General features: G+C 69.9%; 20 protein-coding genes. 18 read left to right on the top strand and 2 right to left on the bottom strand.

The window, feature by feature from the left end:
* Positions 1-309 precede the first annotated feature (309 nt).
* The 5 genes from dop to prcA all read left to right on the top strand — a co-directional run bounded on the left by dop (position 310) and on the right by prcA (position 4464).
* Positions 310-1821 (top strand): depupylase/deamidase Dop, encoded by a 1512-nt coding sequence (gene dop / locus ACFWBW_RS18040; protein WP_385373508.1) that lies wholly within the window; start codon positions 310-312, stop codon positions 1819-1821.
* A 194-nt stretch (positions 1822-2015) separates the two neighbouring features.
* Entirely contained in the window at positions 2016-2228 is a 213-nt protein-coding gene (locus ACFWBW_RS18035) for a ubiquitin-like protein Pup (protein ID WP_030294332.1), read from the top strand.
* A gap of 37 nt (positions 2229-2265) precedes the next feature.
* Positions 2266-2865, top strand: a complete 600-nt coding sequence (locus tag ACFWBW_RS18030; RefSeq protein ID WP_385373506.1) for an endonuclease VII domain-containing protein — start codon at positions 2266-2268, stop codon at positions 2863-2865.
* The gene (prcB, locus tag ACFWBW_RS18025) at positions 2817-3656 is read left to right on the top strand and encodes a proteasome subunit beta (RefSeq protein ID WP_243334024.1); all 840 of its coding nucleotides are present in this window, start codon (positions 2817-2819) and stop codon (positions 3654-3656) included. The genes ACFWBW_RS18030 and prcB overlap by 49 nt, the downstream gene beginning before the upstream one ends.
* Before the next feature lie 43 nt (positions 3657-3699).
* Positions 3700-4464: a proteasome subunit alpha gene (gene prcA, locus ACFWBW_RS18020; RefSeq protein ID WP_250740361.1), complete on the top strand. Its 765-nt coding sequence runs from the start codon at positions 3700-3702 to the stop codon at positions 4462-4464.
* 66 nt (positions 4465-4530) lie between these two features.
* On the opposite strand, the gene ACFWBW_RS18015 is transcribed toward prcA, so the two are convergent.
* Positions 4531-5532, bottom strand: a complete 1002-nt coding sequence (locus tag ACFWBW_RS18015) for a LacI family DNA-binding transcriptional regulator (protein WP_385373503.1) — start codon at positions 5530-5532, stop codon at positions 4531-4533.
* 147 nt (positions 5533-5679) lie between these two features.
* On the opposite strand from ACFWBW_RS18015, the gene ACFWBW_RS18010 reads away from it, so the two are divergent.
* The 13 genes from ACFWBW_RS18010 to ACFWBW_RS17950 all read left to right on the top strand — a co-directional run bounded on the left by ACFWBW_RS18010 (position 5680) and on the right by ACFWBW_RS17950 (position 18868).
* Positions 5680-6969 (top strand): MFS transporter, encoded by a 1290-nt coding sequence (locus ACFWBW_RS18010; RefSeq protein ID WP_385373643.1) that lies wholly within the window; start codon positions 5680-5682, stop codon positions 6967-6969.
* A gap of 102 nt (positions 6970-7071) precedes the next feature.
* Positions 7072-8433 (top strand): Pup--protein ligase, encoded by a 1362-nt coding sequence (gene pafA, locus ACFWBW_RS18005; protein WP_053678744.1) that lies wholly within the window; start codon positions 7072-7074, stop codon positions 8431-8433.
* A gap of 137 nt (positions 8434-8570) precedes the next feature.
* Positions 8571-9509 carry an FKBP-type peptidyl-prolyl cis-trans isomerase gene (locus tag ACFWBW_RS18000; protein ID WP_385373501.1) on the top strand — a complete coding sequence of 313 codons (939 nt, stop codon included), beginning with the start codon at positions 8571-8573 and terminating at the stop codon, positions 9507-9509.
* Positions 9510-9557: 48 nt separating this feature from the next.
* On the top strand, positions 9558-9935 hold the full coding sequence (locus ACFWBW_RS17995; protein WP_385373500.1) for an FKBP-type peptidyl-prolyl cis-trans isomerase: 378 nt from the start codon (positions 9558-9560) through the stop codon (positions 9933-9935).
* Positions 9936-10106: 171 nt separating this feature from the next.
* Entirely contained in the window at positions 10107-11069 is a 963-nt protein-coding gene (locus ACFWBW_RS17990) for a helix-turn-helix transcriptional regulator (RefSeq protein WP_385373498.1), read from the top strand.
* A 120-nt stretch (positions 11070-11189) separates the two neighbouring features.
* Positions 11190-12248 carry a helix-turn-helix transcriptional regulator gene (locus ACFWBW_RS17985; RefSeq protein ID WP_385373496.1) on the top strand — a complete coding sequence of 353 codons (1059 nt, stop codon included), beginning with the start codon at positions 11190-11192 and terminating at the stop codon, positions 12246-12248.
* A 23-nt stretch (positions 12249-12271) separates the two neighbouring features.
* Positions 12272-12484 (top strand): hypothetical protein, encoded by a 213-nt coding sequence (locus tag ACFWBW_RS17980; RefSeq protein WP_356507732.1) that lies wholly within the window; start codon positions 12272-12274, stop codon positions 12482-12484.
* A 26-nt stretch (positions 12485-12510) separates the two neighbouring features.
* Positions 12511-12711: a hypothetical protein gene (locus tag ACFWBW_RS17975; RefSeq protein WP_266910160.1), complete on the top strand. Its 201-nt coding sequence runs from the start codon at positions 12511-12513 to the stop codon at positions 12709-12711.
* Positions 12712-12881: 170 nt separating this feature from the next.
* Complete coding sequence (gene tatA, locus ACFWBW_RS17970) at positions 12882-13181, top strand: Sec-independent protein translocase subunit TatA (RefSeq protein ID WP_385373494.1); 300 nt, start codon at positions 12882-12884, stop codon at positions 13179-13181.
* Positions 13182-13242: 61 nt separating this feature from the next.
* The gene (gene tatC / locus ACFWBW_RS17965; RefSeq protein ID WP_385373492.1) at positions 13243-14208 is read left to right on the top strand and encodes a twin-arginine translocase subunit TatC; all 966 of its coding nucleotides are present in this window, start codon (positions 13243-13245) and stop codon (positions 14206-14208) included.
* 62 nt (positions 14209-14270) lie between these two features.
* Positions 14271-15209, top strand: a complete 939-nt coding sequence (locus ACFWBW_RS17960) for a diacylglycerol kinase (RefSeq protein WP_385373490.1) — start codon at positions 14271-14273, stop codon at positions 15207-15209.
* A gap of 65 nt (positions 15210-15274) precedes the next feature.
* Complete coding sequence (locus tag ACFWBW_RS17955; RefSeq protein ID WP_385373488.1) at positions 15275-18127, top strand: DEAD/DEAH box helicase; 2853 nt, start codon at positions 15275-15277, stop codon at positions 18125-18127.
* 90 nt (positions 18128-18217) lie between these two features.
* On the top strand, positions 18218-18868 hold the full coding sequence (locus ACFWBW_RS17950; RefSeq protein WP_385373486.1) for a helix-turn-helix domain-containing protein: 651 nt from the start codon (positions 18218-18220) through the stop codon (positions 18866-18868).
* Positions 18869-18887: 19 nt separating this feature from the next.
* Here the strand turns inward: ACFWBW_RS17950 and ACFWBW_RS17945 are convergent, their stop codons facing one another.
* Positions 18888-19859 (bottom strand): RluA family pseudouridine synthase, encoded by a 972-nt coding sequence (locus ACFWBW_RS17945; protein WP_385373484.1) that lies wholly within the window; start codon positions 19857-19859, stop codon positions 18888-18890.
* Between the last annotated feature and the right edge of the window lie 181 nt (positions 19860-20040).

The following is a 20040-nucleotide window of genomic DNA, read 5'->3' as shown; positions in this document are numbered from 1 at the left end:
GGGGTAGAACCCCGGACTCTCAGTCTCTTGGTTGGCCAGCGTGGGTCGGCCCCCTTAAGAAGGTTTTTCGGTTGTGGTCCCCCGGCGCTCCCCCCCGCAGCCGACTGCTTTACCGACTGCTCTTTTCAGCCGGTGACAGGGCAAAGTCAATGACTGAAATGATCTCCCCACCAGCGCGGAGTGGTTCTAGGCTCTTCCATACCGCAGGTCGCGCAGTGCGGGGACGGGCACCGCACACGACGCACCGGAGCACAAGCGGTACTTGAGCGCCGCTCCCGAACGGGAGCGCCGCCGGGCAAGGAGGGCCGCATGACCGTACGGCGAGTAATGGGTATCGAGACGGAGTACGGGATCTCCGTCCCGGGGCACCCGAACGCCAATGCCATGCTCACCTCGTCCCAGATCGTCAACGCCTACGCGGCGGCGATGCACCGGGCGCGACGCGCCCGCTGGGACTTCGAGGAAGAGAACCCGCTGCGGGACGCCCGCGGCTTCGACCTCGCCCGCGAGGCCGCCGACAACAGCCAGCTCACCGACGAGGACATCGGCCTCGCCAATGTCATCCTCACCAACGGCGCACGCCTCTACGTGGACCACGCACACCCCGAGTACAGCTCCCCGGAGATCACCAACCCGCTCGACGCCGTCCTCTGGGACAAGGCCGGCGAGCGGATCATGGCCGAGGCCGCCGTCAGGGCCGCCCAGCTCCCCGGGGCCCAGCCCATCCACCTCTACAAGAACAACACCGACAACAAGGGCGCCTCCTACGGCACGCACGAGAACTACCTGATGAAGCGGGAAACCCCCTTCTCCGACATCGTGCGCCACCTCACCCCCTTCTTCGTCTCCCGCCTCGTCTTCACCGGCGCCGGCCGCGTCGGCATCGGCCAGGACGGCCGCGAACACGGCTTCCAGATCAGCCAGCGCGCCGACTACTTCGAAGTCGAGGTCGGCCTCGAGACCACCCTCAAGCGCCCCATCATCAACACCCGGGACGAGCCGCACTCGGACGCCGAGAAGTACCGCCGGCTCCACGTGATCATCGGCGACGCCAACCTCTCCGAGATCTCCACCTACCTCAAGCTCGGCACCACCGCACTGGTCCTGTCCATGATCGAAGACGGCTACATCAACGTCGACCTCGCCGTGGACCAGCCCGTACGCACCCTCCACCAGGTCTCCCACGACCCCGACCTGCAGCACCTGATCACGCTGCGCAGCGGGCGGACGCTGACCGCCGTACAGCTCCAGATGGAGTACTACGAGCTGGCCAGGAAGTACGTGGAGGAGCGTTTCGGCTCCGACGCGGACGAGCAGACCAAGGATGTGCTGGCCCGCTGGGAGGACGTACTGGGCCGGCTGGAAACCGACCCGATGAGCCTGTCGGGAGAGCTCGACTGGATCGCGAAGCGGGAGATCCTCGAGGGCTACCGGCGCCGGGACGGCCTCGAATGGGACGCGGCCCGACTCCACCTGGTGGACCTCCAGTACGCGGACGTACGGCCCGAGAAGGGGCTGTACAACCGCCTGGTGGCCCGCGGCAAGATGAAGCGGCTGCTGGAGGAGCCGGCGGTGGAGCGGGCGCAGAGCAAGCCGCCGGAGGACACCCGGGCGTACTTCCGGGGGCGGTGCCTGGAGCAGTACGCGGACGACGTGGCGGCGGCCTCGTGGGACTCGGTGATCTTCGACCTGCCGGGCCATGACTCCCTCCAGCGGGTCCCGACCCTGGAACCCCTGCGGGGCACCCGTGCCCACGTGAAGGAGCTCCTGGACCGCTGTCGGACGGCGGAGGACCTGGTGCGGGTGCTGTCGGGGCGCTAAGCCCTTTCCGGTCCCCGGGGATGGGGCTGAAAGGCCCCGGCCCCGGGAATCATGAAGACATCCGGACGTTATGAAAGTACCGGGACGGATGTCGGACCCTCCTTGTAGGGTCCGACGTAGAGTCTGATCTTGAGGGATCCCGAATTCGCGGGGTCTTTCACGTGAGCGTGCGAACCGAGCGGGGTGAGCTAGACATGGCGACCAAGGACACCGGCGGCGGACAGCAGAAGGCGCAGCGCTCGACCGAGGAGGTCGAGGAGGCCGCGGTCGAAGAATCGACCGACCTCAAGGAGCGACAGGAAAAGCTCTCCGACGACGTCGACTCGGTACTTGACGAGATTGACGATGTACTCGAAGAAAACGCAGAGGATTTCGTTCGGAGCTTCGTACAAAAAGGCGGCGAATAGCCTTCGAATCTAAGGTGAATCCGCCAGTGTGTGCTCCATGTCCCATGGAACGAAGTGGTGCCGCGGGTGTGCCCGTGACATACCACTGAGCGGATTCGCCTCGGATCGCAACCGGAGCGACGGGCTTCAGCCCAGATGTCGTGAGTGTGTGGCGGCGTACGGTGCCGAGCATTATCGGCGCCGCCAGGCAGCCAAAGGCAAGGTCGTCAAGGAGCACGTGGAAGTGCCGGCCGGGCACAAGCTCTGTCGACTGTGCGGTGTGGTCAAGCCGCACAGTGAATGGCACAAGAACGCAAGTGCTTCTGACGGGCTGTCTACTCGCTGCAAGACCTGCCGTGCCGTCCTCGGTCGGGCCGGCCATCTCAAACGGGCCTACGGCCTCACCGAGGCCGAGCGTGACGAGATGATCGCCGCCCAGGGCGGGGTTTGCGTGATCTGCCAAGAGGCTCCGGCGGAGCATGTTGATCACGATCATCAGACGGGTAAGGTCCGAGGCGTACTTTGCTTCGGCTGCAACGCAGGAATCGGGCAACTCAAGGATCGGCCGGACGTCTTGAGGCGTGCAGCCGCTTACGTGGAAGGAAACCTGTGGAACCCAACACTCGTAGCACAGGGCGTCTACCGGCAGCCTTCCTGACGCCGGGGTCGTCGTCCTTCATGGACTTCCTCGGGGCTCACCAGCCCGAGATGCTCCCGGGCAACCGGAAGCTGCCCGACGGGGTCATCGAGGCGCCGCACGGGACGACCATCGTGGCCGCCACCTTCCCCGGCGGGGTCGTCCTCGCCGGTGACCGGCGGGCGACCATGGGGAACATGATCGCGCAGCGGGACATCGAGAAGGTGTTCCCGGCGGACGAGTACTCCGCCGTCGGCATCGCCGGCACCGCCGGTCTCGCCGTGGAGATGGTGAAGCTGTTCCAGCTGGAGCTGGAGCACTTCGAGAAGGTGGAGGGGGCGACCCTCAGTCTCGAAGGTAAGGCCAACCGCCTCTCGACCATGATCCGGAGCAACCTCGGGATGGCGATGCAGGGCCTGGCCGTGGTCCCGCTCTTCGCGGGGTACGACGAGGCCAAGGAGAGGGGGCGGATCTTCTCCTACGACGTGACCGGCGGCCGCTCCGAGGAGCACGGGTACGCCGCGACCGGGTCGGGCTCGATCTTCGCCCGCGGCTCGATGAAGAAGCTGTACCACTCCAAGCTGACGGAGGAGGAGGCCACGACGCTCGTCGTGCAGGCGTTGTACGACGCCGCCGACGACGACTCGGCCACCGGCGGTCCGGACCTCTACCGCCACATCTACCCCATCGTCACCGTCATGACCGACGAGGGATTCCGCAGGCTGACCGACGAGGAGTCCTCGGAGCTGGCCCGCAAGATCACGAACCGTCGGCTGGAGCAGCCCGACGGTCCGCGCGCCGCCCTGCTCTGACCTCTGACCTCCTCGTCGTCCAGAAGAAAGGGACGGAAAGCCGGTGTCGACTCCGTTCTATGTGTCACCCCAGCAGGCCATGGCCGACCGGGCGGAATACGCCCGCAAGGGCATCGCCCGCGGTCGGAGCCTCGTTGTCATCCAGTACGCCGACGGCATCGTGTTCGTCGGTGAGAACCCGTCCCGCGCGCTGCACAAGTTCAGCGAGATCTACGACCGGATCGGCTTCGCGGCCGCCGGCAAGTACAACGAGTACGAGAACCTGCGCATCGGCGGTGTGCGGTACGCCGATCTGCGTGGATACACCTACGACCGTGACGATGTGACGGCCCGTGGGCTGGCGAACGTCTACGCGCAGACGCTCGGCACGATCTTCTCGAGTGCGGGTGAGAAGCCGTACGAGGTGGAGCTGGTCGTGGCCGAGGTCGGTGCGACGGCGGCTGGTGACCAGATCTACCGGCTGCCGCACGACGGGTCGATCGTCGACGAGCACGGGTCGGTCGCCGTAGGTGGCAACGCCGAGCAGATCAGCACCTACCTCGATCAGCGGCACCAGGACGGGATGACCCTGTCCGAGGCGCTGAAGCTGGCGGTGCAGGCGCTGTCGAGCCAGGCGAACGGTACGGACAAGTCGATTCCGGCGGAGCGGCTGGAGGTGGCGGTGCTGGACCGTACGCGGGCCCAGCAGCGCAAGTTCAAGCGGATCCGTGGCCGGCAGCTGTCGCGGCTGCTGGAGGCGGACGTTCCGGCAGCGGCTCAGGCGGATGCCGTCTCGAACGACGAGACTCCTGAAGAGGAAGCCGAGTAGTCGAAAAAAGTGGTGTGTGAGCGCCCCTGGCCTTCGGGTCGGGGGCGCTTTCGCGTTCCCGGGTGTTCAGGCGCTGGGCGCGGGTCCCGTGGAGTCGCGGACGACGAGGTGGACCGGGATGTCGACGGGGGTCCAGGGGGTGCCTTCGAGGACGGCGAGGAGGGCGGTCATGCCCTGTTCGCCGACGCGTTCGGCGGGGAGGTGGACGGTGGTGAGTTCCGGTTCGACGGCGGTGGCGAGGGCGAGGTCGTCGAAGCCGGTGACGGAGAGGTCCTCGGGGATGCGCAGGCCGAGGCGGCGGGCGGCTTTGCAGGCGCCGGCGGCGAGGATGTCGTCGTCGCAGACGACGGCGGTGGGGCGGCGGTCCGCGGGGGTGTCCAGGGCGGTCTCCATGGCCGTACGGGCGGCTTCCACGCTGAGGTGGGCCCGTACGGTGCGCAGCTCGGCGGGGGGCGGCAGGAGGGCGGCCAGGGCGTTCGCGCGGACGGTGAAGGTCCAGGAGTCGATGGCGGAGGCGAGGTGGAGGAAGCGGTGGTGTCCGTGGGTGAGGAGGTGTTCGGCGGTTTGGCGCATGCCGTCGGCGATGGCGAGGTTGACGTGGGCGTGGGCGGTGTCGGCGGTGGGGTCGCTGTCGAGCATGACGAGGGGGAGTGCGTCGCCGCCGAGGGCGTGGAGGGCGTCGGCGGCCATGGAGGAGGCGATGACTCCGTCGAGGGCGGCGCGGGCGGAGGCGAAGGGGTTGCGGGCGGGGCCGGTGCCGTCGGGGGAGGGGTAGAGGACGACGCCGAAGCCGTGTTCGGCGGCGATGCGGGCGGCGCCGGTGTAGACGCGGGCGAAGAATTCGTTGGTGAGGGCGGGGACGACGAGGAGGGCGGTGCGGGTGGAGCCGAGGCGGAGGTTGCGGGCGGCGAGGTTGGGGCGGTAGCCGAGGGTCGTGGCTGCCTCGCGGACCAGGTCGGCGGTGCGTTCGGAGACGCGGCCGCGCCATTTGTCGCCGAGGACGAGGGAGACGGTGGCCTGGGAGACCCCGGCGGCGGTGGCCACGTCGCGGCTGGTGGGTCTCGTCACACGGTGCTCCTGTAGTGCGAGGTCACGGGGGGTGTGGGGGTCGGGTGGGTGGACCGTCCGACTGTGGTCATGGTACGTATGACCGGTCACGTTATACGTATTACTTGGGTTGTTCCGGGCTGGGTCCGGGCGGAAGAGGGGGCGGACATGGCCGCGGGTTACGCGGAGCTGCTCAGGACCCGGCATGCCGCGAGGCTGCTGGTGGGCACGCTCATAGGCCGGCTGCCGAACGGGACGGGGCCGATCGCCATCGTGTTGTTCACCCGCGCGGAGGGTGGCAGTTACAGCCTGGCGGGTGCGCTGGCGGCCGCGTACGGGGTGTCGAACGCGGTGGGGCAGCCGTTGCTGGGTCGGGCGGTGGATCTGTTCGGGCAGCCGCGGGTGCAGTTGCCGGCGGCGGTGGTGTCGGCGCTGGGCATGGTGTGGCTGGCGTTGGCCGGTACCGGTTCGGTGGCGGTGGCGTACGGGGCGGTGGTGGTCGCGGGGCTGTTCACGCCGCCGTTGGAGGGCGGGCTGCGGGCGCTGTGGCCGAGCGTGCTGGGCGGCAAGGAGGAGCGGGTCCACGCGGCGTACGCGATGGACGCGGTGGCCCAGGAGGTCATGTTCACGGTGGGGCCGCTGCTGGTGACGCTGTGCGTGGCGCTGTGGGATCCGGCGGTGGCGTTGCTGGTGCTGAACGGGATCGGGGTGCTGGGGGCGCTGTCGGTCGTGGTGTCGGAGCCTTCGCGTACGTGGCGTTCGGAGCCGCGGGAGGCGCACTGGCTGGGGGCGCTGCGTTCGCCGGGTCTGCTGGCGTTGCTGGGGGCGTTCTTCTTCGTGGGGACGGCGCTGGGGTCGATCACGGTGGCGGGTGTGGCGTACGCGGACGAGCACGGGGGTCAGGCGGTGTACGGCTGGCTGATGGCGGCGCTGGGTCTGGGCGCGCTGTTCGGCGGTGTGCTGTACGGGGCGCGGCAGTGGGCGGGTGCGCCGGAGCGGCGTCTGTGCTTGCTGGTGGCGTTGCTGGCGGTGTGTTACCTGCCGTTGATGCTGGTGCCGGGTGTGGTGGCGATGACGGGGTTCGCGGCGCTGGCGGGGGTGTTCCTGGCTCCGGCTCTGGCGTGTGCGTTCATCGTGGTGGACCGGCATGCTCCGGCGGGCACGGTGACGGAGGCGTTCTCGTGGCTGGTGACGTTCTTCGGGGTGGGTGCGGCGATCGGTACGGCGGCGGCGGGTCCTTCGGTGGAGGCCGGGGGTACGGCGGCGGGTTTCGCGGTGGCGAGCGTGGCCGGCTTCGCGGCGCTGCTGGTGTTGACGGTGACTCAGCGGGTGCTGGCGCGGCCGGGTGCGAGTCGTGCGGTGGCGGGTTCCGTGCCGGGCTCGGTGGCGGGGCAGGCGGAGGAGGGTGCGGCGGGGCCGTTGGAGGGCTCTGCGGAGGCCTCCGTGACGGGGTCTTAGGCGGGTCGGCGGGCGGGCTCCGGGGTGGTCGCTGGGGAAAATGATCGAAACGGCGCCTGCGAACTCGGTTTCAGAACAGAGCAGAAGGCGTAATGTTCAGTCATGGACCGCCGCATTTTCGGGCTGGAGAACGAGTACGGCGTCACGTGCACGTTCAGGGGACAGCGCCGACTGTCTCCTGACGAAGTGGCGCGCTACCTCTTCCGCCGTGTTGTGTCATGGGGCCGCAGTAGCAATGTCTTCCTGCGGAACGGCGCCCGCCTCTACCTCGACGTGGGTTCGCATCCGGAGTATGCAACTCCCGAATGCGACAACCTGATCGAACTGGTCACCCACGACAAGGCCGGCGAGCGCATTCTCGAGGGCCTGCTCGTCGACGCCGAACGCCGCCTGCACGAGGAGGGAATCGCGGGCGACGTCTATCTGTTCAAGAACAACACCGACTCGGCGGGAAACTCGTACGGCTGCCATGAGAACTACCTGGTGGCCCGGCACGGGGAATTCTCCCGGCTCGCGGACATTCTGATCCCGTTCCTCGTCACGCGGCAGCTGATCTGTGGTGCGGGCAAGGTGCTGCAGACGCCCCGGGGTGCGGTCTACTGCGTGAGTCAGCGGGCCGAGCACATCTGGGAGGGCGTCAGTTCCGCCACGACGCGTTCGCGGCCGATCATCAACACGCGGGACGAGCCGCACGCGGACGCGGAGCGCTACCGGCGTCTGCACGTGATCGTGGGCGACTCGAACATGTCCGAGACGACCATGCTGCTGAAGGTCGGGGCGACCGATCTGGTGCTGCGCATGATCGAGGCGGGCACGGTGATGCGGGACCTGACGCTGGAGAACCCGATCCGGGCGATCCGCGAGGTCAGTCACGACATCACGGGTCAGCGCAAGGTGCGCCTGGCGAGCGGCCGGGAGGCTTCCGCGCTGGAGATCCAGCGGGAGTACTACGACAAGGCGGTGGACTTCGCGGAGCGCCGGGGCATCCGTACGGGTGTCGTGGACCAGGTGCTGGAGCTGTGGGGCCGGACGCTGGACGCGATCGACGCGGAGGACCTGGACCGGATCGGGACCGAGATCGACTGGGTGATGAAGTACCAGCTGATCGAGCGGTACCGGGCGAAGCACAACATGACGATGTCGAATCCGCGGGTGGCTCAGATAGACCTCGCGTATCACGACATCCACCGCAGGCGCGGGCTGTACTACCTGCTGGAGCGCAAGGGGCAGGCGGCGCGGATCTGCAACGACCTCAAGATCTTCGAGGGCAAGTCGGTGCCTCCGCAGACGACCAGGGCGAGGTTGCGGGGTGACTTCATCCGTCGTGCGCAGGAGCAGCGGCGGGACTTCACGGTCGACTGGGTGCATCTGAAGCTGAACGATCAGGCGCAGCGCACGGTGCTGTGCAAGGACCCGTTCCGGTCGGTGGACGACCGGGTGGAGAAGCTGATCGCGGGGATGTGAGGGGTTTGCAGGGCGCCGCGTGGCGTCGTGTGACATAGCACTGATCTTGGCCAGGGCCTCGTACGGATCTCGTACGGGGCCCTGTCCACGCCTTAGAGTGGCGACGACCTATGTGCCGTCTGAGATCTGAGGAACACGTGCGCCGACTTGCCGGCCTGCTTGTCGTACCCCTTCTGCTGCTGTCGACAGCGGCCTGTGGCGACAGCGGCTCCGATTCCGCCGAGATGAAGAACGGGGCGCCCGCGATCACGAAGGGCGCCAAGTTCGGGGAGACCCCCACCCTGTCGAAGGGCAAGGGCACCCCGCCGAAGGAACTGAAGGTGGTGACCGTCAGCGAGGGTGACGGCCCGGCGCTGAAGAAGGGCGACATCGCCCAGGTCAACTACCTCGGCCAGGTGTGGGACGGCACGGAGCCGTTCGACCAGAGCTTCGGCAAGGGCAAGCCGTTCGACGTGACCATCGGTGCGGGCCAGGTCATCAAGGGCTGGGACCAGGGCCTCGAGGGCAAGAAGGTCGGCAGCCGCCTGGAGCTCGTGATTCCGCCGGACCTCGGTTACGGCGACCAGGGCTCGGGCGACAAGATCAAGCCGAACGCCACGCTGGTCTTCGTCGTGGACATCGTCAAGGGCACGTCCGTCCCGGTTTCGGCCAAGGGCAAGGAGGTCCCGCAGACGGACGCCGCCCTGCCGAAGGTCGGTACGAACACGGACGGCAAGGAAGTCTCCGTGGCCGTCCCGAAGGACGCCACGCCGCCGGCGAAGCTCGTGTCGAACTATGTCCTGGAGGGCGACGGCGCGGTCGTGAAGGACACCGACAGCGTCGTCGTCAAGTTCAACGGCAAGACGTGGAAGGACGACAAGACGTTCGAGAGCACGTACGGCACCGACACGACGGTGACGTGGCCGCTCGCGGAGCTCCAGGTCAAGGGTCTGAAGGACGGGATCGTCGGCAAGAAGGCCGGCAGCCGCATTCTGCTGGTCATCCCGCCGGACCAGGGTTTCGGTGACAAGGAGCAGGGCGCCATCCCGGCCAAGTCGACCCTGGTCTTCAGCCTCGACATCCTCACCGTGGTGTAAGACTGTCCAGGTTGTCCCCCTGTTCGTAAGTTTTTGAGGAGCAGTTCCGTGAGCGACAAGCTCGAGAAGCCCGAGATCGACTTCCCCGATTTCCCGGTCCCGGCGGACCTCGTGATCGAGGACATCTGGGAGGGCGAGGGCGCCGAGGCCAAGGCCGGTTCCCGGGTCTCCGTCCACTACGTGGGCGTGGCCTACTCGACCGGTGAGGAGTTCGACGCCTCCTGGGGCCGCGGCGCGCCGCTGCAGTTCCAGCTCGGCATCGGCCAGGTCATCTCCGGCTGGGACACCGGCATCCAGGGCATGAAGGTCGGCGGCCGCCGCAAGCTGGTCATCCCGGCCCACCTCGCCTACGGCGAGCGTGGCGCCGGCGGTGCCATCAAGCCGGGCGAGACGCTGATCTTCGTGTGCGACCTGATGGGCGCCTGATCGGTCCGTCGTGAAGTGACGCTGTGAAGTGACGCTGTGAAGTGTGCGGGGCCCCTGTCTTGAAGGCAGGGGCCCTCGCTTTTGCCCAGGACCGTCGGGGCGGTACGGTCAGCGGTCACGAGGGTGTACCGGGGACACGACTCGAAGGTCTGGAAGGGCGGATGGGCGTCGATGGCGATTGCCAAGGCCGAGCGGCTGATGAATCTGGCGCTGTGTCTGCTGGGGACGCGCCGGCCGCTCAGCAAGCGGGAACTGCGCGGTTCCATCGAGGCCTACATGGAAGCCGGGAACGACGAGTCCTTCAACCGCATGTTCGAGCGGGACAAGGATGATCTGCGGGAGCTCGGGCTGGTCATCGAGACCGTCGAGAACCTGGAGGGCGACACGGGCTACCTGGCCCGCCGCGATTCCAACCGGCTGCCGCCCGTGGCGCTGGACGCCGAGGAGGCCGCGGCCCTGGGGCTCGCCGCCAAGGTGTGGCAGCAGGCCCGGCTCGCCGGGGCGGCCAGCGGCGCCCTGCAGAAGCTGCGCGCCGGCGGCATGCCGGAGGCCTCGGATCCGTACGAGGGCCAGCACAGTGCGATCGAACCGCGGATCCCGGTGCACGAGGCGGCCTTCGAGCCGCTGATGCTCGCCTGCCGCGACCGCCGCCCGGTCGTCTTCGACTACCGCAAGTCCACCGCCGCCCGCCCCGAGACCCGTCAGGTCGAGCCGTGGGCCCTGGAGTGCTGGCGCGGCCACTGGTACCTGGCGGGCTTCGACCGCGACCGCGGGGCGGAGCGGGTGTTCCGGCTCTCCCGGATCACGGGCAAGGTCCGCTCGCGCGCCGCCAAGTACACCGCCGAGGTCCCGGACGTGGTGACCGTACGGGAGACCGTGGCGCGGTGGGCCGGGGAGAGCGCGGAGCGTTCCGCGCTGATCCGGCTGCGGGCGGGGGCGGGCTATCCGCTGCGGGCCAAGGCCGCGGCGGTCCGCGAGGGGGCCGGCGGCGAGGGCTGGGACGAGCTGGAGATCCCGTACGGGCACGGGCTGGACGCCTGGCTGGTGGAGTTCGGCCCCGATGTCGTGGTGCTGGAGCCGGCCGACCTGCGGGCCGACGTGGTGGACCGGCTGCGGGCCGTGGCCAAGGGTTAGGGCCGGCCTGTCGGCGGGCCGCGCGGAGCCGCGCGGGAGCGGTCGGGCCGGGTGGACAGGGTAGGCCGGGTGGACCGGGCAAGATCAGTGAGCAACGCCCTGAGGGGGAGACGTACCAGCATGGCTGCCAACGCCATCGACCAGACGCGCCGGATGCTGTCCCTGGTGACGTACCTGCGCGAGCGCCCGGGTGCGCACGTCGCGGACGTGGCCCGGGCCTTCGGGATCACCGAGGACGAGCTGATCTCGGACCTCGACGTGCTGCCCATGTGCGGGACCAGCTTCCGGGGCGGTGACCTGCTCGACATCGACACCGACGGGGAGCGCATCTGGTGGCGCAACCCCGACGCGTCGGGGGAGTCCACCGCCGAGCCGCTGCGGCTGGCCGCCGACGAGGCGACGGCGCTGCTGGTGGCGGCCCGGGCCGTGGCCACGCTGCCGGGGCTGCGCGAAGGGGACCGCCAGGCACTGCTGCGGGCCACCGCGAAGCTGGAGGCGGCCGCGGGCGAGGTGGCCGGGGCCAGTTCCCGGCTCTCGGTGACCTTCGAGTCCGAGGGCGGGGTCTTCGCCGACGTGGACCGGGCCATCGCCGAGCAGCGCCGGCTGTGGCTGCGCTACTACTCGCCCGCGCGCGACGAGCTCACCGAGCGCAAGGTCGACCCGATCCGGCTGTTCGCCGTCGGGCACACCTATATGGAGGGGTGGTGCCACCTCTCCGAGGCCCGGCGCACCTTCCGTCTGGACCGGGTGGCCGAGATCCGGCTGCTCGACGAGCGGGCCGATCCGCCCGCCATCGAGCCCCGTGATCTGTCCGAGGGGCTGGTCCAGCCGGCCGCCGAGGACCCGGAGGTCGTGGTCGAGGTGGGTCCGGGCGGGCGCTGGGTGGCCGAGTACTACCCGCACGACAGTGCCGAGGAGCTGCCCGAGGGAGGTCTGCGGATCACCTTGCGTACCCCCGACCCCGGCTCCCTGCGGCGCCTGGCGCTGCGGCTGGGCCGCGAGGGGCGGATCGTGGCCCCGGTGGAGCTGGCGGACAGCGCCCGCCGGGCGGCCCGGGAGGCGCTCGCCGCGTACGAGGGCCAGGCAGTCGAGCAGGACGTGGCGGCCACGGAGGGGGCGGCCACGGACGGGGCGGCCACGGACGTGGCGGTCGGGAGCGGCACAGGGGAACAGGGCTGAAGGGCCGAGGGGGGATCCGCGCGATGTCGGTCGCGTTCAAGGCGTCCTGTCCCGACTGCCGGGCCCGCTTCGAGCTGGACGCGGGCGCCCTGCGCCTGGCCATCGGCGGCAGCCGTCGTACGACCTTCTACTCCTTCACCTGTCCCGAGTGCGGGGCGCCGGTCCGCAAACCGGCCGGCGAGCGCATCGTGGAACTGCTGACCGGTGGCGGCGTGAGCACCCTGCGCAGCGTGTGAGCCGGTGGGTGGCCTAGGCTCGTCGCATGCTGTGGCCGATGTTCGCAATCGCTCTGGGCTTCCTCGGGGTCGCCGTCCTCGCCGTGCTCGCCGTCCGGGTCTTCGTGGAGGTGCGCAGGCTCTCCGTCCAGGTCGCGGACGCCGGGCGCCGGATCGCGGAGGCCTCCGCGGATCTGGAGCGGGCCGCTACGGGCCTGGCCAGGGCCGGGCGCTCCGTGCGGCCATAGCCATCGTCGGGCAACCGTCGTACTGTCTGACCACGCAAGCGGTGATGCCCCGGGGGATTGCCTGGCGTTAACCCCCGGGGGTTACGATCCATGTCAGAACGGCTCGCCGATCTCGGTCCGAGCCGTCTTGACTACCACAACCAGCCGTTTCGGTGAGAAGGAAGACACACATGATCGGCAACCTGAAGCCCCTCGAAATCCTCCTGATCGTCGCCGTGATCTTCCTGCTGTTCGGTGCCAAGAAGCTTCCCGACATGGCCCGCTCGCTCGGCAAGTCCGCCCGCATCCTCAAGAGCGAGGCGAAGGCGATGAAGAAGGAGGGGGAGGCCGAGGACGCCGCCACCGCCGCTTCCGTCGCCGACCCGGCGCCCCAGCAGCAGGCCGCGGCCCCGCGCACGATCCAGGCCTCGCCCGGTGACGTCACCAGCGCGCGCCCGGTGAACGAGCCCAACCACACCAAGCAGGGCTGACGGCGGCCGCTCCGGCGGCCGCGCTCGCACCAGTCAACTGCAACGAGACAAGGGACGTGGGTTGCTCAAGTCTGCCCGCAAGCAGGAGAAGCAGGACCAGAAGGCAAAGGACGCCGAAGGGCGGATGCCTCTTGTCGAGCACCTGCGTGAGCTGAGAAACCGGCTGATGAAGGCGGTCCTCGGGGTCCTCGTGGTCACCATCGTGGCCGCGTTCTTCTACAAGGACCTGATCGACTTCATGATGAAGCCGATCCTGGACTCCGTCGGCTGTGCCAACGGCGTGGTCGCGCAGCGCAACGGGAATCCCTGCGCCGCGATGACGGTCAACGGCCTCATCGCGCCGTTCTCCATCGCCCTGAAGGTCTCGCTGACCGCCGGTCTCGTGCTCTCCGCCCCGGTGTGGCTGTACCAGCTGTGGGCCTTCGTGGCCCCGGGTCTGCACAACAACGAGAAGAAGTACGCCGTGGCCTTCGTGGCGGTCGGCGCTCCGCTGTTCGGTGCCGGCGCGGTCCTCGCGTACAACGTGCTGCCGCAGACCGCGGTGATCCTGCTGGAGTTCACTCCCGACAACGCGAGCAACCTGCTGCCGGTCGACGACTACCTCGACCTGGTCACGCGCATGGTCGTCGTCTTCGGCCTGGCCTTCGAGCTGCCGCTGCTGCTGATCCTGCTCAACGTCACCGGGGTGCTGAGCGCGAAGCGGCTCGCGAGCTGGTGGCGGGCCATGGTGCTGGGCATCACGCTGTTCGCCGCGTTCGCGACGCCCACCGGTGACCCGCTGACGATGCTGGCGCTGGCCATGCCGATCGTCGCCCTGTACTTCGTCGCGCTCCTGTTCTGCTACCTCAACGACCGCAGGCGGGCACGGAACAACCCCGACGCGGGCCTCGACGACGACGAGGCCTCCGCGGTGGACCTGACCCCGGCGGAGGTGGGCGCGGTCGAGGCCGTGGCGGCCCCGGGCGCGCTGCCCGAGCAGGCCGACGGCGGACGCCAGCGGATCAACGGCTACGACGACGCCACCTGATCGACGCGGGTCCGTCCCGGCGGGTACGCCCCCAGCTACGCTGGGAGGTGCCCCCGCCGCGGGTGAGTGCTGAGATCACCCTCTTCGTCAATCCCACCGCCGGAAGCGGCCGGGCCGCGCACGCCGCGCAGCCGGCCGCTTCCGCGCTTCGCGAGGCCGGTTTCTCGGTGCGAACCGTGGTCGGCACCGATGCCCCCGACGCCCTGGCCCGGCTGCGCACCGCGGTGCGCGAGGGCACCGGAGCGGTGATCGCGGTCGGCGGTGACGGGGTGGTGTCCCTCGCGCTGCAGGCGCTCGCGGGGACGCTGGTGCCGCTCGGGGTGGTCGCGGTGGGCACCGGGAACGATTTCGCGCGCGCGATGGGACTGCCCGTACGGGAACCGGCGCGGGCGGGCCGGCTGGCCGCCGAGGCGCTCAAGGAGGGCCGGTTCCGGGAGATCGACCTCGGCCGGGTGGTCGGGGGCGGGGCCGGGGACGGCGGAGGCGGCGGAGCCGGCGGGGCCGGTGGAGGCACCTGGTACGGGACCGTGCTGTGCTCCGGCTTCGACTCGCGGGTCAACGACCGGGGCAACCGGATGCGGCTGCCGCTCGGCCGGTTCACGTACGACCTGGCGATGGTTCTGGAACTGGCCGCCTTCCGGCCCTTCCCGTACCGGATCACCCTGGACGGCGGCCCGGTCCTGGAGACCGAGGCCGCGCTGGTGGCCGTCGGCAACGGCTCCTCCTACGGCGGCGGCATGCGCATCTGCGCGGACGCGGTCCCCGACGACGGGCTGTTCGACGTCGTGGTCGTCGGCGACTGCAGCCGCACCACCCTGCTGAAGGTCTTCCCGCGGGTCTACAAGGGCACCCACCTCGACCATCCGAAGGTCACCGTCCACCGGGCCGCGAAGGTGACCCTGGAGGCGGACGGCATCACGGCCTACGCGGACGGCGAGCGGCTGGGTCCGCTCCCGGTGAGCGCGAGTTGTGTCCCGGCGGCCCTGCGGCTCCTGGCGTAGGGCGTCCCGGCCCGCGCAAAAGATCGCGACTGTTGTCAGGGGCGGCGGGTAGGCTCGATGACAAGATGACCGAAGAACTTTCTCCCGCCGAGCGGTACGCCGCTGCCCGGATCCGCGCCGCCGAAGAGGCCTCGGCCCTGGCGCCTTTCCGTGAGATGTACGAATTCGACCTGGATCCCTACCAGATCGAGGCCTGCAAGGCATTGGAGGCCGGCAAGGGCGTCCTCGTCGCCGCCCCGACCGGCTCGGGCAAGACGATCGTCGGCGAGTTCGCCGTGCACCTGGCCCTCCAGCAGGGCCGCAAGTGCTTCTACACCACGCCCATCAAGGCCCTGTCGAACCAGAAGTACGCCGACCTCGCCAAGCGCTACGGCGCCGACAAGGTCGGCCTGCTCACCGGCGACAACAGCGTCAACTCCGACGCTCCGGTGGTCGTCATGACCACCGAGGTGCTCCGCAACATGCTGTACGCGGGCTCGCAGGCGTTGGTCGGTCTGGGTTACGTGGTGATGGACGAGGTGCACTACCTCTCCGACCGGTTCCGCGGAGCCGTCTGGGAGGAAGTGATCATCCACCTCCCCGAGTCGGTGACCCTGGTCTCGCTCTCCGCCACCGTCTCCAACGCCGAGGAGTTCGGCGACTGGCTCGACACCGTGCGCGGCGACACCCAGGTGATCGTCTCCGAGGAGCGGCCCGTACCGCTGTGGCAGCACGTCATGGCCGGCCGGCGGATCTACGACCTCTTCGAGGAGGGGTCCGACCACGGCGGCCGCGGCTCCGCGCGCCGCGAGGTCAACCCCGACCTGCTGCGGATGGCCCGCGAGGAGAACAGCAGCCGGTACAACCCGAAGGACCGGCGGCGCGGGAAGATGGTCCGCGAGGCCGACCGCGAGCGCGAGCGGCGCTCGCGCGGCCGGATCTGGACCCCCTCGCGTCCCGAGGTCATCGCCCGGCTCGACGGCGACGGGCTGCTGCCCGCCATCAACTTCATCTTCAGCCGGGCCGGCTGCGAGGCCGCCGTCCAGCAGTGCCTGTACGCGGGGCTGCGGCTCAACGACGACACCGCGCGGCTGAAGGTGCGCGAGATCGTCGAGGAGCGGACCGCCTCGATCCCCACCGAGGACCTGCACGTCCTGGGGTACTACGAGTGGCTCGAAGGCCTGGAGCGGGGCATCGCCGCGCACCACGCGGGCATGCTGCCCACCTTCAAGGAGGTCGTCGAGGAGCTGTTCGTACGGGGACTGGTCAAGGCGGTCTTCGCCACCGAGACCCTGGCGCTGGGCATCAACATGCCGGCGCGCACGGTCATCCTGGAGAAGCTCGTCAAGTGGAACGGCGAACAGCACGCCGACATCACTCCCGGCGAGTACACGCAGCTCACGGGCCGGGCCGGGCGGCGCGGCATCGACGTCGAGGGCCACGCGGTGGTCCTGTGGCAGCGGGGCATGGACCCGGCGGGTCTGGCCGGGCTCGCGGGTACCCGTACGTACCCGCTGCGTTCCAGCTTCAAGCCCTCGTACAACATGGCCGTCAACCTGGTCCAGCAGTTCGGGCGGCACCGCTCGCGCGAGCTGCTGGAGACCTCCTTCGCCCAGTTCCAGGCCGACCGCTCGGTCGTCGGGATCTCCCGGCAGGTGCAGCGCAACGAGGAGGGCCTGGACGGGTACCGGGAGGGCATGACCTGCCACCTCGGTGACTTCGAGGAGTACGCGCGGCTGCGCCGCGACCTGAAGGACCGCGAGAACGACCTGGCCAAGCAGGGGGCGGCCCAGCGGCGGGCGCAGGCCGCCGCGTCGCTGGAGAAGCTCAAGCCGGGCGACATCATCCACGTGCCGACGGGCAAGTTCGCAGGTCTTGCCCTGGTGCTGGACCCGGGGGTTCCGGCCGGGCGGTCCAACGGGCACCGCGGGCACGAGTACACCGAGGGCCCGCGCCCGCTGGTGCTCACCGTGGAGCGGCAGGTCAAGCGGCTCGCCGGGATCGACTTCCCGGTCCCCGTCGAGGCCATCGAGCGGATGCGGATCCCCAAGACGTTCAACGCCCGCTCCCCGCAGTCCCGTCGGGACCTGGCGTCCCAGCTGCGGTCCAAGGCCGGGCACCTCACGGTGGAGCGGCACGCGCGCGGCCGGGCCGCGGCGGCCGACGACCGGGAGATCACGCGGCTGCGCACCGCCCTGCGGGCGCACCCGTGCCACGGCTGCGACGAGCGCGAGGACCACGCCCGCTGGGCGGAGCGCCACCACCGGCTGCAGCGGGACACGCGGCAGCTGGAGCAGCGCATCGAGGGCCGGACGAACACCATCGCCCGCACCTTCGACCGGATCCACGCGCTGCTGACGGACCTGGACTACCTGCGCGAGGACGAGGTGACCCCGCACGGACGTCGGCTCGCCCGGCTCTACGGCGAGCTCGACCTGCTGGCTTCGGAATGCCTGCGGGCCGGCATCTGGGAGGGCCTGAGCCCGGCCGAACTGGCCGCCTGCGTCTCGGCGCTGGTCTTCGAGGCGCGGCAGTCCGACGACGCGGTCGCGCCGAAGGTGCCGGGGGGCGCGGCGAAGGCCGCGCTCGGCGAGATGGTCCACATCTGGGGCCGGCTCGACGCGCTGGAGGAGGAGCACGGCATCAACCAGGCGGAGGGCGTGGGCCAGCGCGAGCCGGACCTCGGCTTCGCGTGGGCGGTGTACCAGTGGGCCTCCGACAAGAGCCTGGACGAGGTGCTGCGCGAGGCGGAGATGCCGGCCGGTGACTTCGTGCGCTGGTGCAAGCAGGTCATCGACGTGCTGGGGCAGGTGGCCGCCGCGGCGCCCTCTTCCTCCGCTCCGCCTTCCTCGGAGGGCGGCAGCACGGTGGCCCGCAACGCCCGCAAGGCGGTGGACGCGCTGCTGCGCGGTGTGGTGGCCTACAGCTCGGTGGGGTAACCGGATTTGGAGGTTCCTCCAGAAGTGGTCATGGCCGGATCTCATCTCTTGCCATGATCACTTCGACGTGTCCTGTGGGAAAATCGGGCCATGACTGGTGGAACGGACGATGGGCCGAGACGGGTCGGTCGGCCACGCGCCGATCAGCTGAGACCCGCGAGCGGGCGGCCGCCGCGCGAGGAACTCCTCTACGCCGCGGCCGAGTTGTTCACGGTCAAGGGGTACGCGGCCACCACCACGCGGACGGTGGCCGAACGGGCCGGAATGCGCCAGGCCACGATGTACCACTACTTCGGCGGCAAAGAGGAACTCCTCGCCGAACTCCTGGAGTCCACGGTCGCGCCCTCCCTGGAGCTGGCCCGCCGACTGGTCCTGGAAACGGACCGGCCCGCCGGCCGGCGGCTCTGGGAGCTGTGCCGCTCGGACGTGATGCTGCTGTGCGGTGGGCCGTACAACCTGGGCGCGCTCTACCTGTTGCCCGAGGTCTCCGGTGCGCGCTTCGCGCGCTTTCGCCGGATGCGCCAGGAACTCAAGGACATCTACCGGGAGTTGCTCGACGGGACCCGTGCCGGAACCGAACTCGCCGGTGACCGGGCCGGATTGGTGCTCCGCAACGACCTCGTCTTCGGCCTCATCGAAGGCGTGATGCTGATCCACCGCTCCGATCCGGCACGCCCGGTGGCAGCCTTCGCGGAGGCCACCGCCGACGCGGCGCTGCGGATCGCGGACGCCGGCCGCTAGGGCCTGGGCCTGCCCCGTCCTAGGCGTCGTCCCCGGATGCCTCTTCCCAGCCCGGGCGGTCATCCCAGGCCCGCAGGGTGCGGCCGCTCTCGATCCGGTGCGCGATGCCGGTGACCGGATCGGTGAACTCCAGGGTGCGGGCCAGGAGCTGGAGCGGACGCCGGTAGTCGTCGGGCGCCGGGTCGCGGACCACCGGATAGACCGGGTCGCCCAGGATCGGCAGGCCCAGGCTGTTCATGTGCACCCGCAGCTGGTGGGTGCGCCCGGTGTGCGGGGTCAGCCGGTAGCGGCCGGTGTCCCCCCGGACCGCGAGGAGTTCGGCCAAGGTCTCGGCGTTGGTCTCGGCGCCCGGGACCTCCGTCGCCGCCATCACGCCCCGCACCTTCTCGATGTGGCTGCGCAGGGTCCGGGGGAACTCCACCGCCGGGTCGTGGGGCGCGAGCGCCTCGTACTCCTTGCGGATCCGCCGCTCCTGGAACATCAGCTGGTACGCGCCCCGGTCCTCGGGGCGGATGCTGAACAGCACCAGCCCGGCGGTCATCCGGTCGAGGCGGTGCGCGGGGCTCAGCGCGGGCAGGCCGAGCTCCACCCGGAGCCGGGCCAGGGCCGTCTGGAAGACGTGGCTGCCGCGCGGGGTGGTGGCCAGGAAATGCGGTTTGTCGGCCACCAGCAGGTGCTCGTCGCGGTAGACGACCCCGATGGGGAAGGGCACCACGGGCTCGGGCGGCATGTCCCGGTGGAACCACAGGAAACCGCCCGGCTCGTACGGGTCCTGCGGCCGCAGCACCCGGCCGCCGACGCCCAGCACCCGGCCGTCCTGCAGCAGGCGGGCCATGGACTCCTCGCCGCGCGTGCCCGCGTAGCGTGCCGTGAGGTAGGAGCCGAGGTCCGGCCAGGTCCCGTCCGGGTCGGGGGGCAGCCGCATGCGGACCGGGTCGATGCCGGAGACCTGGGGCAGGGGCGCGTCGGGGATGTGAGATCTGCGCTTCACCGGGTACAGGCTATGCGGCCGGGGGGCGGGCCCAGGCCGTCTCTTTCGGATCTTGCGGGCCCGGCAAGATCCGAAGGCGGCCTAGCTGTATTGATCACGAGCGTTGTTGACACTGGTTAGGTCTTGAACATGGCGAAGACCTCCGGTGTGGTGGGAGCTGTCTAGGAACCCATTGCGCAAC

The organism is Streptomyces sp. NPDC059957 (genome assembly GCF_042730015.1).
In the GTDB taxonomy this organism is placed as follows: Bacteria; Actinomycetota; Actinomycetes; order Streptomycetales; family Streptomycetaceae; genus Streptomyces.
The sequence above is the reverse complement of the archived record's forward strand: the minus strand, read 5'-3'. Positions and strand labels throughout refer to the sequence as shown.